This is a genomic window from Microbacterium sp. AG238, from assembly GCF_003610405.1.
Lineage (GTDB): Bacteria > Actinomycetota > Actinomycetes > Actinomycetales > Microbacteriaceae > Microbacterium.
The window spans coordinates 1271242-1286147 of the sequence record NZ_RAQC01000001.1 but is presented as its reverse complement, the minus strand read 5'-3'; the positions used below and the strand labels follow the sequence as shown (position 1 = coordinate 1286147).

The 14906-nt window shown below is 70.5% G+C and carries 12 protein-coding genes; 8 read left to right on the top strand and 4 right to left on the bottom strand.

What is annotated here, in order from left to right; translation table 11 throughout:
• Nucleotides 1-22 precede the first annotated feature (22 nt).
• Complete coding sequence (locus tag DEU36_RS06110) at nucleotides 23-2128, top strand: glucose PTS transporter subunit IIA (RefSeq protein WP_120263371.1); 2106 nt, start codon at nucleotides 23-25, stop codon at nucleotides 2126-2128.
• A 92-nt stretch (nucleotides 2129-2220) separates the two neighbouring features.
• Here DEU36_RS06110 and DEU36_RS06105 read toward each other — a convergent pair whose 3' ends face one another.
• Complete coding sequence (locus tag DEU36_RS06105) at nucleotides 2221-3825, bottom strand: FAD-dependent oxidoreductase (protein WP_120264390.1); 1605 nt, start codon at nucleotides 3823-3825, stop codon at nucleotides 2221-2223.
• 67 nt (nucleotides 3826-3892) lie between these two features.
• On the opposite strand from DEU36_RS06105, the gene DEU36_RS06100 reads away from it, so the two are divergent.
• On the top strand, nucleotides 3893-4447 hold the full coding sequence (locus DEU36_RS06100) for a helix-turn-helix domain-containing protein (RefSeq protein WP_120263370.1): 555 nt from the start codon (nucleotides 3893-3895) through the stop codon (nucleotides 4445-4447).
• Between the two features lie 93 nt (nucleotides 4448-4540).
• Here the strand turns inward: DEU36_RS06100 and pgi are convergent, their stop codons facing one another.
• Nucleotides 4541-6226 (bottom strand): glucose-6-phosphate isomerase, encoded by a 1686-nt coding sequence (pgi, locus tag DEU36_RS06095; protein ID WP_120263369.1) that lies wholly within the window; start codon nucleotides 6224-6226, stop codon nucleotides 4541-4543.
• Nucleotides 6223-6939 carry a zinc ABC transporter ATP-binding protein AztA gene (gene aztA, locus DEU36_RS06090; RefSeq protein WP_259455234.1) on the bottom strand — a complete coding sequence of 239 codons (717 nt, stop codon included), beginning with the start codon at nucleotides 6937-6939 and terminating at the stop codon, nucleotides 6223-6225. The genes pgi and aztA overlap by 4 nt, the downstream gene beginning before the upstream one ends.
• Nucleotides 6940-6993: 54 nt before the next feature.
• On the opposite strand from aztA, the gene aztB reads away from it, so the two are divergent.
• The 6 genes from aztB (at nucleotide 6994) to DEU36_RS06060 (ending at nucleotide 13626) form a co-directional block, all read left to right on the top strand.
• Nucleotides 6994-7875: a zinc ABC transporter permease AztB gene (aztB, locus tag DEU36_RS06085; RefSeq protein WP_120263368.1), complete on the top strand. Its 882-nt coding sequence runs from the start codon at nucleotides 6994-6996 to the stop codon at nucleotides 7873-7875.
• Nucleotides 7872-9107, top strand: coding sequence for a hypothetical protein (locus tag DEU36_RS06080; protein ID WP_120263367.1), 1236 nt, complete (start codon nucleotides 7872-7874; stop codon nucleotides 9105-9107). The genes aztB and DEU36_RS06080 overlap by 4 nt, the downstream gene beginning before the upstream one ends.
• On the top strand, nucleotides 9104-10006 hold the full coding sequence (locus DEU36_RS06075) for a metal ABC transporter substrate-binding protein (protein ID WP_120263366.1): 903 nt from the start codon (nucleotides 9104-9106) through the stop codon (nucleotides 10004-10006). Before DEU36_RS06080 ends, DEU36_RS06075 begins: the two co-directional genes overlap by 4 nt.
• A gap of 29 nt (nucleotides 10007-10035) precedes the next feature.
• On the top strand, nucleotides 10036-11220 hold the full coding sequence (gene aztD / locus DEU36_RS06070; RefSeq protein ID WP_120263365.1) for a zinc metallochaperone AztD: 1185 nt from the start codon (nucleotides 10036-10038) through the stop codon (nucleotides 11218-11220).
• An 87-nt stretch (nucleotides 11221-11307) separates the two neighbouring features.
• On the top strand, nucleotides 11308-12138 hold the full coding sequence (locus tag DEU36_RS06065) for a hypothetical protein (RefSeq protein WP_120263364.1): 831 nt from the start codon (nucleotides 11308-11310) through the stop codon (nucleotides 12136-12138).
• A 57-nt stretch (nucleotides 12139-12195) separates the two neighbouring features.
• Nucleotides 12196-13626 (top strand): MFS transporter, encoded by a 1431-nt coding sequence (locus DEU36_RS06060; RefSeq protein WP_310790728.1) that lies wholly within the window; start codon nucleotides 12196-12198, stop codon nucleotides 13624-13626.
• Here DEU36_RS06060 and DEU36_RS06055 read toward each other — a convergent pair.
• The gene (locus DEU36_RS06055) at nucleotides 13601-14812 is read right to left on the bottom strand and encodes an MFS transporter (protein ID WP_120263363.1); all 1212 of its coding nucleotides are present in this window, start codon (nucleotides 14810-14812) and stop codon (nucleotides 13601-13603) included. The genes DEU36_RS06060 and DEU36_RS06055 overlap by 26 nt on opposite strands.
• Between the last annotated feature and the right edge of the window lie 94 nt (nucleotides 14813-14906).

Below are 14906 nucleotides of genomic sequence, written 5' to 3'. Positions count from 1 at the left end.
GTCGGAGAACAGGAGAAGAGCCATGGCGACAAGCCCCGCTGAATCGATCGTCGACGCCGTCGGCGGTCCAGGAAACATCGAGAGTCTGACTCACTGCGCCACGCGCCTGCGTTTCCAACTGCGCGATTCCTCGAACGTCGATCAGTCGACGGTCGAGGCGATCCCCGGCGTCATGGGCGCCGTCCCGCAGGCGGGGAACCGCTACCAGGTCGTCATCGGCGGCGCCGTCCAGAACGTCTACAACGACATCAACGCGCTCCCCGCGATGTCGGGCGCCGGCGGCGGCGCGGTCGACGAAGACGACATCGATTCGGTGAAGGCGCGCGAGCGCGCGAAGGGCCCCCGCGGCAAGGTCGCCTGGCTCGACTCCCTGTTCGAGTTCCTGTCCGACTCGTTCCGCCCCATTCTCGGCGCGCTCCTGGGTGCGTCGCTGTTCATCACCTTCATGGCGCTGATGGCGACCCTCGGCGTCATCCCCGCCTGGAACGCCCCGGGCGTCGTCCTCGACCCGTCGTGGCAGTTCATCAACCTGATGTGGCAGTGCGTCTTCATCTTCCTGCCGCTCATGGTCGCCTACAACGCGGCCAAGAAGGTCGGCGCCGACCCATGGGTCGGGTTCGCGATCATGGCCGTCGTCATGCTGCCCCAGTTCTCGGGGCTGGCCAGCCACGAGAGCGCCCAGCAGATCAACTTCCTCGGATCGGACATCACCACCGTCTCGGTGTTCGGTCTCCCGCTGACGGTCTTCGACTACAGCTCGCAGGTGTTCCCGCCGCTGCTCATGGCGGGCGTGCTCGGTCTGCTGTGGAAGGGGCTGCGCAAGATCATCCCCGAGAACATCCAGCTGATCTTCGTGCCGTTCCTGGCGATGCTGATCATGATCCCGCTCACGGCCTTCCTCATCGGCCCTATCGGCGTGTACGCGGGTGCCGGTCTCGCGAACCTCCTGAGCTCGATCAACGACTTCTCGCCGTTCATCTTCGCGATCGTCATCCCGCTCGCATACCCGTTCATGGTGCCGCTCGGTCTGCACTGGCCGATCAACGCGGTCATGCTGCTGAACATCCAGACCCTCGGCTACGACTTCATCCAGGGCCCCATGGGTGCGTGGAACTTCGCGTGCTTCGGCGCGACCGCCGGTGTGCTGTGGATCTCGTGGCGTGCCCGTGACAAGCAGATGCGTCAGACCGCGACGGGTGCCCTCGCGGCCGGTCTGCTCGGCGGCATCTCGGAGCCGTCGCTGTACGGCATCCACCTGCGGTTCAAGCGCATCTACCCCCGGATGCTCGTCGGATGCCTCGTGGGCGGCCTCATCATCGGCATCGGCGGCGGCGTGAAGACGCAGGCGTTCGTGTTCACCTCGCTGCTGACGATCCCGGCGTTCGACTCGGTCATCCTCTACGGCATCGCCGTGCTCTCCGCGTTCGTCGTGGCGATGGTGCTCGTCATCATCAGCGACTACCGCACGCCCGAGCAGCGCGCCGAGTTCGAGGCGCAGCGCGACAAGGCCGAGGCCAAGGCCGGTGCGACGGCTGCCGGTGCTGCGGCAGCGCCCGCCGGCGCAGGTGCGGCGACCACGACCGCGGGCTCGTCGACCACGACGCCCGCGGAGACGCCGCGGGGAACCGCGACCGCGACGCTCGAGAAGCCCGGCGCCACCGACGAGGTGTCTGCTGCGATCGAGATCGCGTCGCCGCTCGACGGCACGGTGGTCGCGCTTTCTGAGGTGCCCGATCCAGTCTTCGGCGGAGGTGTCATGGGCCCGGGTGTCGCGATCGAGCCGACGGGCAACACGGTCGTCTCGCCGGGTGCCGGGACCGTCGCGGCTGCCCAGCCGACCGGTCACGCGTTCGGGCTCGAGCTCGACAACGGCGTGGAACTGCTCATCCACGTCGGCATCGACACCGTCAACCTGAAGGGCGAGGGCTTCGAGGTCCACGTCAAGGCGGGCGACCGTGTCGAGCAGGGTACGCCCCTGGTGACGTTCGACCGCTCGGTGATCGAGAAGGCGGGCTACCCGCTGATCACACCGGTCATCGTCCTCAACGGCGATGCGTTCGCGACGGTCGACCCGGTCGGCCTCGGCTCCACGACGGCCGGCGCCCCTCTCCTGATCCTGGAGAAGTAGCCCCCGTCCCCGAACGTCGACTCGCCACGAATCGCGGATGCCGGACCTCCGGCATCCGCAGATTCTGGCGAGTCGACGTTTTTGTCGGCGGGTCAGGGGAGGCGGCGGAGCAGGAGGACGCCGTCCAGCAGATGCGCGGGGGCGGATGCTGCGGGGGAGGATTCGGCGCGGGCTGGGCGCTCGCGGATCTCCTCGCGCTCGACGACCCACTCGGCCGGATCGAGGTCGAGTGCGGCGCGTTCCTCCGCGGGCGTCGCGAGCGCCGGATGCTCGTGCGCGACCGAGGATTCCGGTTCGGCGGGCGGACCGCCGACATGCGACACCACGAGGAGCCGGCCGCCGGGAGCGACGTGGCGAAGGGCCGCGCGCAGAAGCGGGATACGGGAGAACCCCGGATCCCACGAGTGCAGGAAGCTCGTCGTCACCAGGTCGAACTCCCCGAGCTCCGCGGCGTCGATCTCGCCCGCGACGAACGTCGCCTCGAGCTGAGCCTCGCGGGCGGCGGCGCGGGCGCGTGCGACCGCGGTCGGCGACAGGTCGACACCGGTCACCGACCACCCGCGCGACGCGAGCCACAGCGCATCGCCGCCCTCGCCGCAGCCGAGGTCGAGCGCGGTCGTCGGTGTGAGTGAGCCCGCCGCCTCGAGCTCCGCGATCACGGTCGAGGTCGTCTCGTTGACCCGGCCCGACCAGGCCCGGTCGGTCTCGGCGTAGCGGGCCTCCCAGTCGGCGGCGTGGCCGCGGCGACGCTCGACCGCTGCCGCGGCGTCGCGGGCGACCAGAGCGCCGTTGATCGCCGCGCCGGCCATCGATCCGGCGCCCATCGAGAGGGGGACGTTCGCCATCGGCGCCGCCACGTTGCCGGCAGCCCACACGAGGGGGTGGCTCGTGGCTCCCGCCGCGTCGACGGCGATGAACGAGCCGACCGGTCCGTCGGTGCGTGCGAGGTCGAGCTCGGCGACGAAGCCGTCTTGGGGTTCGAGCAGCCCGCCGGTGAAGATCGCGTCGATCGCGACGCGCTGTCCGTCGGCGGTCAGGACGGCGCCGATGGCACCGCCGTCGGCCTCCTCTGCCGCGTCGTCCGGGCCGGTCACGGCCACCACGGGTGAGGCGACGGTGCGGATGCCGCGGGCGCGAAGCCGCTCCCGGACGTCGTCGCTGAGCTCGCCCGCCGCGGCGGTGAAGGCCACGACGTCGGGGCTCCACTGCCGGAGCAGTTCGATCTGGTGCAGGCTCATCGGCGATGTCGCCAGCACGCCGATGAGCCGATCGCGCACCTCCCAGCCGTGGCAGTAGGGGCAATGGAGCACGGTCCGGCCCCATCGCTCGGCGAGGCCCGGGATGTCGGGCAGGCGGTCGGTGACCCCGGTGGCGATCAGGAGTGCGCGTGTCGTGAGGCGCTCATCGCCCGCGAGCACGACCTCGAGGCCGCCGTCGATCTCGCCGACCCGCTCGACGCGCGCGGTGCGGAAGCCGACGCCGTACGCTCCCGCTTCGTCGCGACCGCGTCGCCGCAGCTCCGCCGGCGCGGTGCCGTCGAAGCCCACGACGGCGTGCATGTGCTCGGCGAATCGGTTGCGCGGGCTGTCGGAGTCGACAACGAGCGTGCGGCGGCGGGCGCGCCCGAGCATCTGCGCGGCGCTGAGACCCGCGGGCCCGGCACCGACGATGACAACGTCATGATCGAAGTTCTGCATGCCGACCAGCATCCGCCCGGTCGACGACCCTCAGCAAACATGTTTGCGAAAATGGCAAACTAGACGGATGACCGGACTCGACCAGATCGGACCGCGCCTGCGCGCTGCGCGGCAGGACCGCGGATTGACCCTCGACGACCTCGCCGGGCGGGCAGGGATGTCGACGAGCACCCTCTCGCGCCTCGAGTCGGGCAAGCGGCAGGCGAACCTCGAGCTGCTCGTTCCTCTCACGCGGCAGCTCGGCATCCGCATCGACGACCTCGTGCCCGCCGAGCATCCCGACCCGCGCGTCCGGCGGCCGGCGACGACCAGGCACGGCCACGTGATCGCGCCGCTGACGCGGGAGAGTTCGCCCGTCCAGACCTACAAGGTGACCTATCCGCCCTCGGATACGGCGCCGGCGCCGCGGGTCCACGACGGATTCGAATGGTTCTACGTGCTGAGCGGGCGCGTCCGTCTCGTCCTCGGAGACCAGGAGCTCACGCTGTCACGGGGCGAGGCGGCGGAGTTCGACACGCGCACCCCTCACTCCATCAGCGCGGTCGGCGCGCGCCCCGCCGAGGTGATCAGCATCTTCAACGCCGCCGGTGAGCGTATGCACACCCTGACCGCCCCCGACTGACCCACGTCCTACCCGTCGACTCGCCAGAAATGGCGGATGCCGGGGTGCCGGCATCCGCTTTTCGTGGCGAGTCGACGAGAGGGGGGGCGGGGGTTAGGAGCGGCGGTGCGACCGGTAGTAGGCGAGGAGGGCCTGGGTCGAGGCGTCCTGCGCGGCGAGCGCATCGGCGTCGCCTTCGATCGCGGGTGCGATCTGCAGGGCGAGCTGCTTTCCGAGCTCGACGCCCCACTGGTCGAACGAGTTGATGCCCCAGATCGTGCCCTGTGTGAAGGTGATGTGCTCGTAGAGCGCGATGAGCTCGCCGAGCACCTTCGGGGTCAGGGCGGGCGCGAAGATCGACGTCGTCGGGCGGTTCCCCGCGAACGTGCGGGCGGCCACGAGCGCACCGGTCGTGCCCTCGGCCTCGACCTCCTCGGCGGTCTTGCCGAACGCGAGTGCCTTGGTCTGCGCGAGGAAGTTCGCCAGGAACAGTCCGTGCACGTCGCGGCCGCCGTCGGTGAGCGGGTGGGCGGGGTTGACGAAGGCGATGAAGTCGGCCGGGATGAGCCGCGTGCCCTGGTGGATCAGCTGGTAGAAGGCGTGCTGGCCATTCGTGCCGGGTTCTCCCCAGAACACCTCACCGGTGTCGGAGGTGACGGGGCTGCCGTCCCACCGCACCGACTTGCCGTTGGACTCCATGGTGAGCTGCTGCAGGTAGGCGGCGAAGCGGTGCAGCTGCTGCGCGTACGGGAGCACCGCGTGCGTCTGCGCGCCGAGGAAGTTGGTGTACCAGACGTTGAGCAGCCCCATGAGGACGGGCACGTTCTTCTCGAGCGGGGTGGATGCCACGTGCTCGTCGACCGCGTGGAATCCGGCGAGCAGGTCGCGGAACGCGTCGGGTCCGAGCTCGATCACGAGCGACAGGCCGATCGCCGAGTCGACGGAGTAGCGGCCGCCCACCCAGTCCCAGAAACCGAACGCGTTGGCGGGGTCGATGCCGAAGGCCTCGACCTTGTCGAGCGCGGTGGAGACGGCGACGAAGTGGTGCGCGACGGCATCGGTCTTCTTCGCCTCGCTGTCGTCGATCGCACCGGCCTCCTGCAGGCCCGCCCACAGCCAGTCGCGTGCGAGACGCGCGTTGGTCAGGGTCTCGAGAGTGGTGAAGGTCTTCGACGCGACGATGAACAGCGTCGTCTCGGGGTCGAGGTCGGCGGTCTTGTCCGCGATGTCGAACGGGTCGATGTTCGACACGAATCGCGCCTGGATGCCGGCCGTCGCATAGGGGCGCAGCGCCTCGGAGATCATGACCGGCCCGAGGTCGGACCCGCCGATGCCGATGTTGACGACGTGGGTCACCTTCTTGCCGGTGATACCGGTCCATTCGCCCGAACGAACCCGGTCGGCGAAGGCCGACATCTTCTCGAGCACCGCCTGGACGTCGGCGTCGATGTGCTGCCCGTCGACGACGAGCTCGGGTGAGGCGCCCGCGGGGCGGCGCAGCGCCGTGTGGAGCACGGCGCGGTCTTCGCTGGTGTTGATGTGCGCACCCGAGACCATGGCGGCGTAGCGCTCGGCGACGCCGGTCTGCTCGGCCAGGCGCACGAGGGCTGCGACGATCTCGTCGGTGACGAGGTTCTTCGACAGGTCGACGTGCAGATCGGCCAGCGGCAGGCTCAGGCGCTCGACGCGGCGCGGGTCGCTGTCGAACCAGCCGCGGAGGTCGGGGGTGAAGCCGTTCTTCAGCGACTCGAGGTCGGTCCAGGCGGCGGTGGTGGTGGCATCGATGGGAGCAGCGGTCACGCTCTCACGGTAGCCCCGGTGCCGCGTCCTCGTCCACGCGGCGCGGCGGGAGAACCCTCGACGACCCGCCCGTCGACGAGTCGGCAGATCGCGTCGACCTCGCCGAGCTCGGCCAGATCGTGTGTGACGGCGACGACGGCTGCGCCGGCGCGCGCCGCGACAGCGAGGGCGGATGCCACGGCCTCACGGGATGCCGCGTCGAGCCCGCTCATCGGCTCGTCGAGCAGCAGCAGGTCGGCCTCCTGTGCGAGAGCCTGCGCGATGTGTGCTCGCTGGCGCTGGCCGCCCGACAGCAGGCCGAGTGGACGTCGGGCGAGCGAGGTCAGCCCAACGGTCTCGATCGCGTCCGCGATGCGTGCCCGATCGCTCCGCCGCAGCGGCAGGAACGGGCCGCGTTCGCGCCAGCGGCCCATCGCGACCAGGTCGCTCACGGTGAGGGGGAGGCGGGCGCCGTCGTTCGAGGTCTGCGGCACGAGACCCACGCGGATGCCGGGCTCGCGGCGGAGTGTTCCCGAGGTGGGCGACAGGAGGCCCGCAGCGACCGCGACCAGTGTCGACTTCCCCGAGCCGTTGGCGCCCACCACCGCGAGGACCTCGCCGCCCGAGATGTCGAGGTCGACCCCGCGGAGGGCGAGGTGGCCATCGAAGACGACTGTCACCTCGCGCAGTTCGACGACGGGGCGGCGATCGGGAGAAGCGGTCGAGCTGGGCATCGCCCCAGTATTGCAAATGAAAATCGTTCTCACTTTCATGTATCGTCGTCGATCGTGTCCTTCCTCCTCGACCCCCTCGCCGTCACGTTCGTCCAGCGTGCGCTGCTCGGCGGCGCCCTCGTCGCGATCGTGTGCGGCATCGTCGGCACCTGGGTCGTGTTGCGCGGCATGGCCTTCCTCGGCGAGGCGATGGCGCACGGCATGCTTCCGGGTGTCGCCGTCGCGACCCTCACGGGATTTCCGCCGATGGCCGGTGCCGCCCTCAGCGCCGCGGTGATGTCGCTCGGCGTCGGTGCCCTGCAACGCCGCGGCAGGCTCTCCGCCGACACGAGCATCGGGTTGCTGTTCGTCGCGAGCCTCTCGCTCGGCATCATCGTCATCTCGGCGTCGCGGAGCTTCGCGACGGATGCCTCGGCGATCCTCTTCGGCGACATCCTCGCGATCGGCTCGTCCGAACTCGTTGCGCTCGCCGTCGCACTCCTCGTCACCGTCGTCGTCGCCGCCCTCGGGCATCGCTCTTTCGTCGCGCTGACCGTCGACCCGCGTCAGGCGCAGCTGCTGGGCCTCCACCCCCGCGCCGCGCACATCGTGCTCGTCGGACTCGTCACGCTGGCCGTCGTCTCGGCGTATCAGGCCGTCGGGTCGCTGCTCGTGGTGGGCATGCTGCTCGGCCCCGCCGTCGGGGCCGGCCAGTGGACCCGGCGCATCGTGCCCACGATGATCCTCGCCGCACTGATCGGCATCCTTTCGGTCGCCGCGGGCCTGCTCATCTCGTGGCATGCCGCCACCGCCGCGGGTGCCACGGTCGCGTTCACCGCGATCTGCTCCGGTGCGTTCTCAACCGGCATCCGCGCGATCACCCGTGCCTTCACCCGCCCCGACGGACGTCGCGCGCCGGCATCCGTCATCCCGAACACCCCGGAAAGGACCGCATGAGAACTCGTGCACCTCTCTCGCTCATCGCGCTCACGGCCGGAGCCGCTCTGCTCGCCGGCTGCCAAGCCACACCCTCCAGCACGCCCGCCGCGACCCCGGATACCCGTGCTTCGGCCCTCGGCGACGGTCACGGCGCCATCGCCGGGGCGCGCGAACTCGCCGAGCCCGCTCTGCATCTCACGAGCATCGGCACCGACGGTGCCGTCTACCACCTCGACCTGATCGACGAGGAGTCCGAGGTGCTCGGTGACGTCGCCCCGGCCGACACGCTCGACAGCGAGGGGCGCTTCCTGTTCGCCGGTCGTGAGGGCGAGGTGTCGATCATCGACAGCGGGGTGTGGACCTGGAATCACATCGACCACTTCCACTACTACGAGGCCCCCGCCCGCCTCCTCGGCGAGGTGACCGGCTCCGGCACCCCGCGCACCGTCACGAGCGACCTCGGAGTGGGCGTGTACTTCGACGACGGCGACCGCGGCGGCGAGGCCGTGCTGCTCGACTTCGACGCGCTCAAGAAGGGCGACATCGTCGAGAGCTTCCGGCTCACGCTCGACGCGCCCGGCTCCTTCGTCGTGCCGAGCCCCGGAGGTGCCCTGATCGGCGATGCGGCCGCGGGCGAGATCCGTCGCGTCGACGCGACGGGGGCCGAACTCGGCACCACGCCCTGCGTCGATCCCGCGGGGTCTATCGCAACGAACGTCGGCGTCGTCGTCGGCTGCGCTGACGGTGCCGTGCTCGCCGTCTCGGATGCCGCGGGGACGTCTCTCGAGCGCATTCCGTACCCCGAGGGCGGGCCGAGCCGCGCCCTGTCATTCGCGAACCGCGAGGGCCGCCCCACCGTGGCCGGTCGTACCGAATCCTCGGCGTTCTGGCTGCTCGACACCCGGGAGCGGTCGTGGACGTCCTTCGACGCCGGCGAGCCCATCGTCCGCGTCACGGCCGTCGACGACGCCGACGAGACCGTCGTCGCGCTCGCCGCAGACGGCTCGGTGATCGTCATCTCGGGCACGACGGGGGAGCAGCTCTCCCGCACGGAGCCGCTGGTGGCGGCATCCCTCGCCGACCCGGCGCTCGCCGCCGGTGTCGACCTCGTCGCGGATCAGCGGCGCACCTACCTCAACGGGCCCGCCGAGCGAACGCTCTTCGAAATCGATCCCGCCGACGGCGGGCGGGTGGCCCGGAGCTTCACGACTGAGCATGCGCCCGCTTTCTTCGCGGAGACGGGCCGATGAGGCGGGTGACGCTGGCTCTCGGTCTCGTCGTCGCCGGAATCGTCTCGCTCGCGGGCTGCTCGGCGGGCGGAAGCGACCGTCCGACCGTGGTCGTGACGACCAACATCCTGGGCGACATCGTGCAGAACCTCGCCGGCCACGAGCTCGACGTCGTCACCTTCATGCCGCGTGACGCCGATCCGCACTCGTTCGAGCTGTCGGCTCAGGACGCGGCGACGATGCGCAGTGCCGATCTGGTGGTCTCGAACGGGCTCGGGCTCGAAGAGGGCGTGCAGCATCATGTCGACGCGTCCGCCGCCGACGGTGTGGCTCAGTTCGTCGCGGGCGACCACGTCGAGGCCCTCGGCTACCTCGACTCCGACGCGGTCGACCCGCACTTCTGGACCGATCCGACCCAGACCGCCCGCGTCGTCGACGCACTCGCCCCGGTCCTCGCCGACCTCGCCGGCGACGGCGGACGGGCCGTGACGGATGCCGCCGACGCGTACGTCTCGGAACTCGAGGCGGTGGATTCCGAGATGGCCACCGGCCTGGAGTCCATCCCCGCCGAGCACCGGGCCCTCGTCACCAACCACCACGTGTTCGGCTACCTCGCGCGCCGCTACGACGTGCGCATCCTCGGCGCGGCCGTGCCGGGCGGCACGACGCTCGCGGCCCCCAGCGCCTCCGACCTGCAGGACCTCGTCGACGCGATCGACTCGGCCGGGGTCCGCACGATCTTCGCCGACTCGTCGCAGCCCGACCGGCTCATGCGCGTCCTCGCCGATGAGGCCGGGCGCGATGTGTCGGTCGTGCCGTTGCTGACCGAGTCGCTCGCGCCGGAGGGGCAGCCCGGCGACACCTACCTCGACATGATGCGCCAGAACCTCCAGCGCATCACCGACGGCCTCACCCGATGAGGCATTTCCCTGGAAAGGAAACCCACCCCATGAAGAGAACCCTGCAGTTCGGTGCCCTCGCCGGCGCCGCAGCCCTGGTGCTGGCGGGATGCTCGTCCTCACCGTCCCCGGCATCCGGCCCGTCCGGCGACGCGTCGACCGAGGCATCCGTCCCCGCCGGTCCCCGGGTCGCGCTCGGCTACGAAGGCGGTGTGCTCGTGCTCGGCGGCGACGAGCTCGAGGTGATCGGAGACTTCGATTCGGAGGACTTCATCCGACTCAATGCGGCCGGTGACGGCCGCCACGTCATGGTCACGACGTCGGAGGGCTTCCAGCTGCTCGACGTCCAGCAGCCCGAACTCACCGACCTCGTCGTCCCGGCGGCCGCCGCCGGCCACGTCGTCGTCCACGGCGGCAAGACCGTGCTCTACGACGACGCGACGAGCGATACGACGATCTTCGACACCGCCGACCTCGCTCAGCTCGACGGCACGCTGCCCGACGCCGAGGTGATCCCCGGCGTCGAGGCGCACCACGGTGTCTCGGTCGAGCTCGAGGACGGCACGCTGCTGACCACCGTCGGCGGCGAGGCCGGGCGCACCGGCATCCGCGTGCTCGACGCGAATCGCGCCGAGATCGCCTCGAACGCCGACTGCCCGGGCGTCCACGGTGAGGGCACCGCCGAGGAGGAGCGCGTCGTGTTCGGATGCGAGAACGGCGCGATCATCTACGACGGCGGCGAGATCACCAAGGTCACCTCGCCCGACTCCTATGGCCGGATCGGCAACGCCTTCGTCGCCGAGGACAGCCCGCTCGTCGTCATGGACTACAAGGACGACCCCGACGCCGAGGGCTACCTGTTGCGCAACATCGCTCTCGTCGACACCGAGGCGAAGTCGCTGACCAAGGTCGCGCTGCCCGCCGGCGTCGAGTACACCTTCCGCGGCATCGCGCGCGGGCCGTCCGCCGAGGCCGTGCTGATCGGCACCGACGGATCGCTGCACTGGATCGATCCCGCCACCGGCGGTGTCACGAAGTCGCTGCCCGTCGTCGACCCGTGGGAAGGGCCGGCCGAGTGGCAGGCTCCGCACCCGGCGGTCAAGGTCGCGGGAGACATCGCCTACATCACCGATCCGGCCGACAGCGAGCTCATCGCGGTCGATCTCACGACGGGTGAGATCGTGCAGACGGTGACGCTGCCGCACGTGCCGAACGAGATCGCCGCCGTCTCCTGACATGAGGCATGCCCGCATCCGCTCCGCCGCAGCGACGCTGCCGCGGGGCGGATGCGGTGCGTCCGACCCCGCCGTTAGCCTGGCGTCGTGCCGGCCGTCTCGACTTCGCAGCGCACCTACCGCTATCTGCGCCTGACCCTCGCGGGTGCGCCGATCGCGATCATGCTCGCGGTGCTCTTCGCGATCCCCGACGCGGGAGTGCTCCCCAGCGTCAGCCATTACTTCTATTCCTCGGCCCGCACCGTCTTCTCCGCCGCCCTGGTCACCGCCGCGGCCTGCCTGCTCGCGCTCTCCGGGCGGGGCCCGCAACGCGTGCTGTTGGATGTCGCGGCGCTCCTGGCCCCGCTCATCGCCATCATCCCCACGCCGGTCTCGCCCGGTGAGGTGCCCGGCGTCGTCGTCGACTGCGCCGCCCCGTGCGTTCCCGTCGGGTTCACGGACGACCTCGACAACGCCGTGGCGACGTACCTCGCGATCGGCGCTGCCGTGCTCGCGATCGGGCTCGTGCTGGCCCGGCGGGGCGACATCGCCCTCCGCGACACCGGTCCGACCCTCGCTCTGGCGGCCGCGGTGCTGGCGGCCACGACCCTCGTCTGGACTCTCGCGCCCGACCAGCTCGTCCGCTACGGTCACGCCGTCGCGGCGTTCGGCTTCTTCATCCTCATCGCCCTCGTTGCGCTCGCCGAGGCGCTGCGGCCCTCCGATACGCACCCACCCGCGCGGCGGACGCGGATCGGGTACATCGTCGTCGCGGTCGCGCTGCTGCTCGACCTCGCCGCGACCGCCGTGTCGGCGATGCTCTTCGACCTCCCCGTCGTGCTGGCCGGAGAGCTCGTCGCCCTGGCGCTGTTCCTCGTGTTCTGGATGATGCAGACGGCCCAAAAGTGGTCGCTCGCCGACCCCGCGCTGCGAGCCTGACGAGCCACCCGAAACCCGTTCTTCTCCGTGTCGGCGACCGGGTCTACTGTTCGTCCCATGACCGCCCCGCTCAGCGCACTGGAGTCCTCGCGCATGCGCGCGTTCCACCAGGTGCTCGGCAATACTCTGCTCGCGAACGTGACCTCGAGCTTCCTCTGGTTCGCCCTGACGTTCTGGGCCTACCTCGCGACGGAGAACGTCCTGGCGACATCCATCATCGGCGGCTCGTACATGCTGCTCGTCGCCGTGTTCGGGGTGGTCTTCGGGGCCCTTGTCGACCACCTGAAGAAGAAGGCGGTGATGGTGCTCTCGAGCCTCATCACCCTCGCGACCTATCTCGGTGCCGGTGCGGTCTATCTGCTGTTCCCCGAGGCGGTCCTCGTCGATTGGGGCCGGCCCTGGTTCTGGATCTTCGCGGGGCTGATCCTCATCGGGGGAGTGGTCGAGAACCTGCGCAACATCGCGCTGTCGACCACCGTGACGCTTCTCGTGCCGGGCGACCGCCGCGACCGGGCGAACGGCCTGGTCGGAACCGTGCAAGGCGTGGCGTTCATCGTCACGAGCGTCTTCTCCGGCCTCTCGATCGGCCTGCTCGGAATGGGATGGACGGTCGTGATCGCGGTCACCGCGACGGCGCTCGCCCTCGGCCATCTGATGTTCGTGTCGATCCCCGAGCGCGGCGTCGCCGCGGCTCACGATGCCGCCACACCGGCCTTCACGTTCCGCGGTGTGATCCCGGCGATCCGCGCCGTGCCGGGCCTGCTGGCACTGATCCTGTTCACCACCATCAACAACCTCGTGGGCGGGGTCTTCATGGCGCTCATGGATCCCTACGGGCTGACGCTCTTCACTGTGGAGGCGTGGGGCATCGTGCTCGCGGTCACCGGCACCGGCTTCATCCTCGGCGGCGCCCTCGTCGCTGCGCGCGGACTCGGACGCAACCCCGTGCGTACGCTGCTTCTCGTCAACGTGGGCGTCGCCGTGCTGGGCATGACCTTCGCAATCCGCGAGTGGTGGTGGCTCTACGCACTCGGGATCTTCGTCTTCATGATGCTCATGCCCGTGGCCGAGGCTGCCGAGCAGACCGTCATCCAGCGCGTCGTGCCGTTCCATACCCAGGGGAGGGTCTTCGGCTTCGCGGCGTCGGTCGAGTCGGCGGCGTCGCCGATTTCGGCGTATCTGATCGGGCCGCTCGCGCAGTTCGGCCTCATCCCCTTCATGCGTACGGATACCGGTGAGCGCACCTTCGGCTGGTTGCTCGGCGGGGGCGAGGCGCGGGGCATCGCCCTGGCCTTCGTCGCCGCGAGCGCCCTCATGCTCGTCATCGTGCTCCTCGCCTTCGCCTCGCCGCAGTACCGGCGGCTGAGCCGGGCGTACGCCGAGGCGCCGCCGTCCGAGCCCGCGGCACCCGGGGGTGCGGATTCCAGCGAGGTCGCCCGGTCGTCGGGTGTGGCGCCGGCGGTCAGGCAGAGCGACGCGGCGCCGTGAGCCCGAACACCGCGAGCAGCGCTGCGATCGCGACCATCGCGAGGGTGCATCCGGCGACACCGACCCACCCGAGATCGTGGAAGGCATAGCCCAGGAGCCATCCGAACAGACTCGAGCCGCCGTAGTACCCGAGGTAGTACAGCGATGCGGCCTGAGCCCGGGTCTCCGGCCTCGCCGCCGCGGGAGCCCAGCCCGACGCGATCGCATGCGCGCCGAAGAAGCCCGCCGTCAGGATTAGCAGCCCCACCAGTACCGCGATGACGTGAGGCACCGCGGTCACGACGATGCCGATCGCCATGACCGCCAGCGCGGCGAGCAGTACCGCCAGGCGGCCGTACCGTGCCGCGAGCGACCCGGCCCAGGGCGAAGCGACGGTGCCGGCGAGGTAGGCGAGGAAGAGGAAGCTCACCACCCACAACGGCAACGAGTACGGCGGCGCGACGAGGTGGAACCCGAGGTAGTTGTACACGGCGACGAAGCCGCCCATGAGGAGGAACCCCTGAGCGTACAGAGCGAGCTGGCGGCGGTCGCGCAGGTTCGTCGTGAGTCGGGCGACCAGTGACGGGCCCGTCGCGCCGGTCCTACGCTGCGGCGCGAAACCGCGAGCCGGTGGCGTGAGCCACAGGAAGAGCACGGCCGACGCGGCACACACCGCCGCGACGGCGAACACCCCGCCCCGCCACAGACCGACGTCGCCGAAGGGACCCGCGACCAGCCTTCCGAGCAGCCCGCCGATCGTGGTACCGGCGATGTAGCTGCCCGCCGCTGTCGCGGTGTGGGCGGCGTCGACCTCTTCCGACAGATACGCCAGGGCGATGGCCGGCACGGCGCCGAGCGCCGCGCCCTCGAGCAGTCGGGCGCCGAGTAACAGGGGCAGTGTCGGAGCGAGCGGGGCGAGCAGGCCCAGGACCGTCGCGGCGATCACTCCGATCGCCATCGCGGGCACGCGCCCGATGCGGTCGGCCACGACCGACCAGGGGATGACACCGACGGCGAGACCGAGAGTTGAGACCGAGACCGCCAGCGCGGCTGTGGCGGGTTCGACCGCGAACTCCGAGCCGATGAAGGGGAGGACCGCCTGCGGCGAGTACAACTGCGCGAAGGTCGCGACGCCGGCGAAGAACAACCCGGCGATGAGCCGGCGGTAAGCGGGCGACCCGGGAAGATGACCGGTGAACGCTCGCACCGGGCCAGCCTACGACCGGCGGGAGCACCCCGCGGACGTGAGAAGGGCCGGCCGACTCAGAATCGTCGACCGGCCCTGTCATCCCTTGCACCAG

Coding starts and splice junctions, on each gene's coding strand:
- aztA (WP_259455234.1), bottom strand. CDS start 6,939: ATGCCCAGCTCGACCGCTTCTCCCGATCGCCGCCCCGTCGTCGAACTG.
- DEU36_RS06105 (WP_120264390.1), bottom strand. CDS start 3,825: ATGCAGAACTTCGATCATGACGTTGTCATCGTCGGTGCCGGGCCCGCG.
- DEU36_RS06100 (WP_120263370.1), top strand. CDS start 3,893: ATGACCGGACTCGACCAGATCGGACCGCGCCTGCGCGCTGCGCGGCAG.
- DEU36_RS06110 (WP_120263371.1), top strand. CDS start 23: ATGGCGACAAGCCCCGCTGAATCGATCGTCGACGCCGTCGGCGGTCCA.
- DEU36_RS06080 (WP_120263367.1), top strand. CDS start 7,872: ATGAGAACTCGTGCACCTCTCTCGCTCATCGCGCTCACGGCCGGAGCC.
- aztD (WP_120263365.1), top strand. CDS start 10,036: ATGAAGAGAACCCTGCAGTTCGGTGCCCTCGCCGGCGCCGCAGCCCTG.
- DEU36_RS06075 (WP_120263366.1), top strand. CDS start 9,104: ATGAGGCGGGTGACGCTGGCTCTCGGTCTCGTCGTCGCCGGAATCGTC.
- DEU36_RS06060 (WP_310790728.1), top strand. CDS start 12,196: ATGACCGCCCCGCTCAGCGCACTGGAGTCCTCGCGCATGCGCGCGTTC.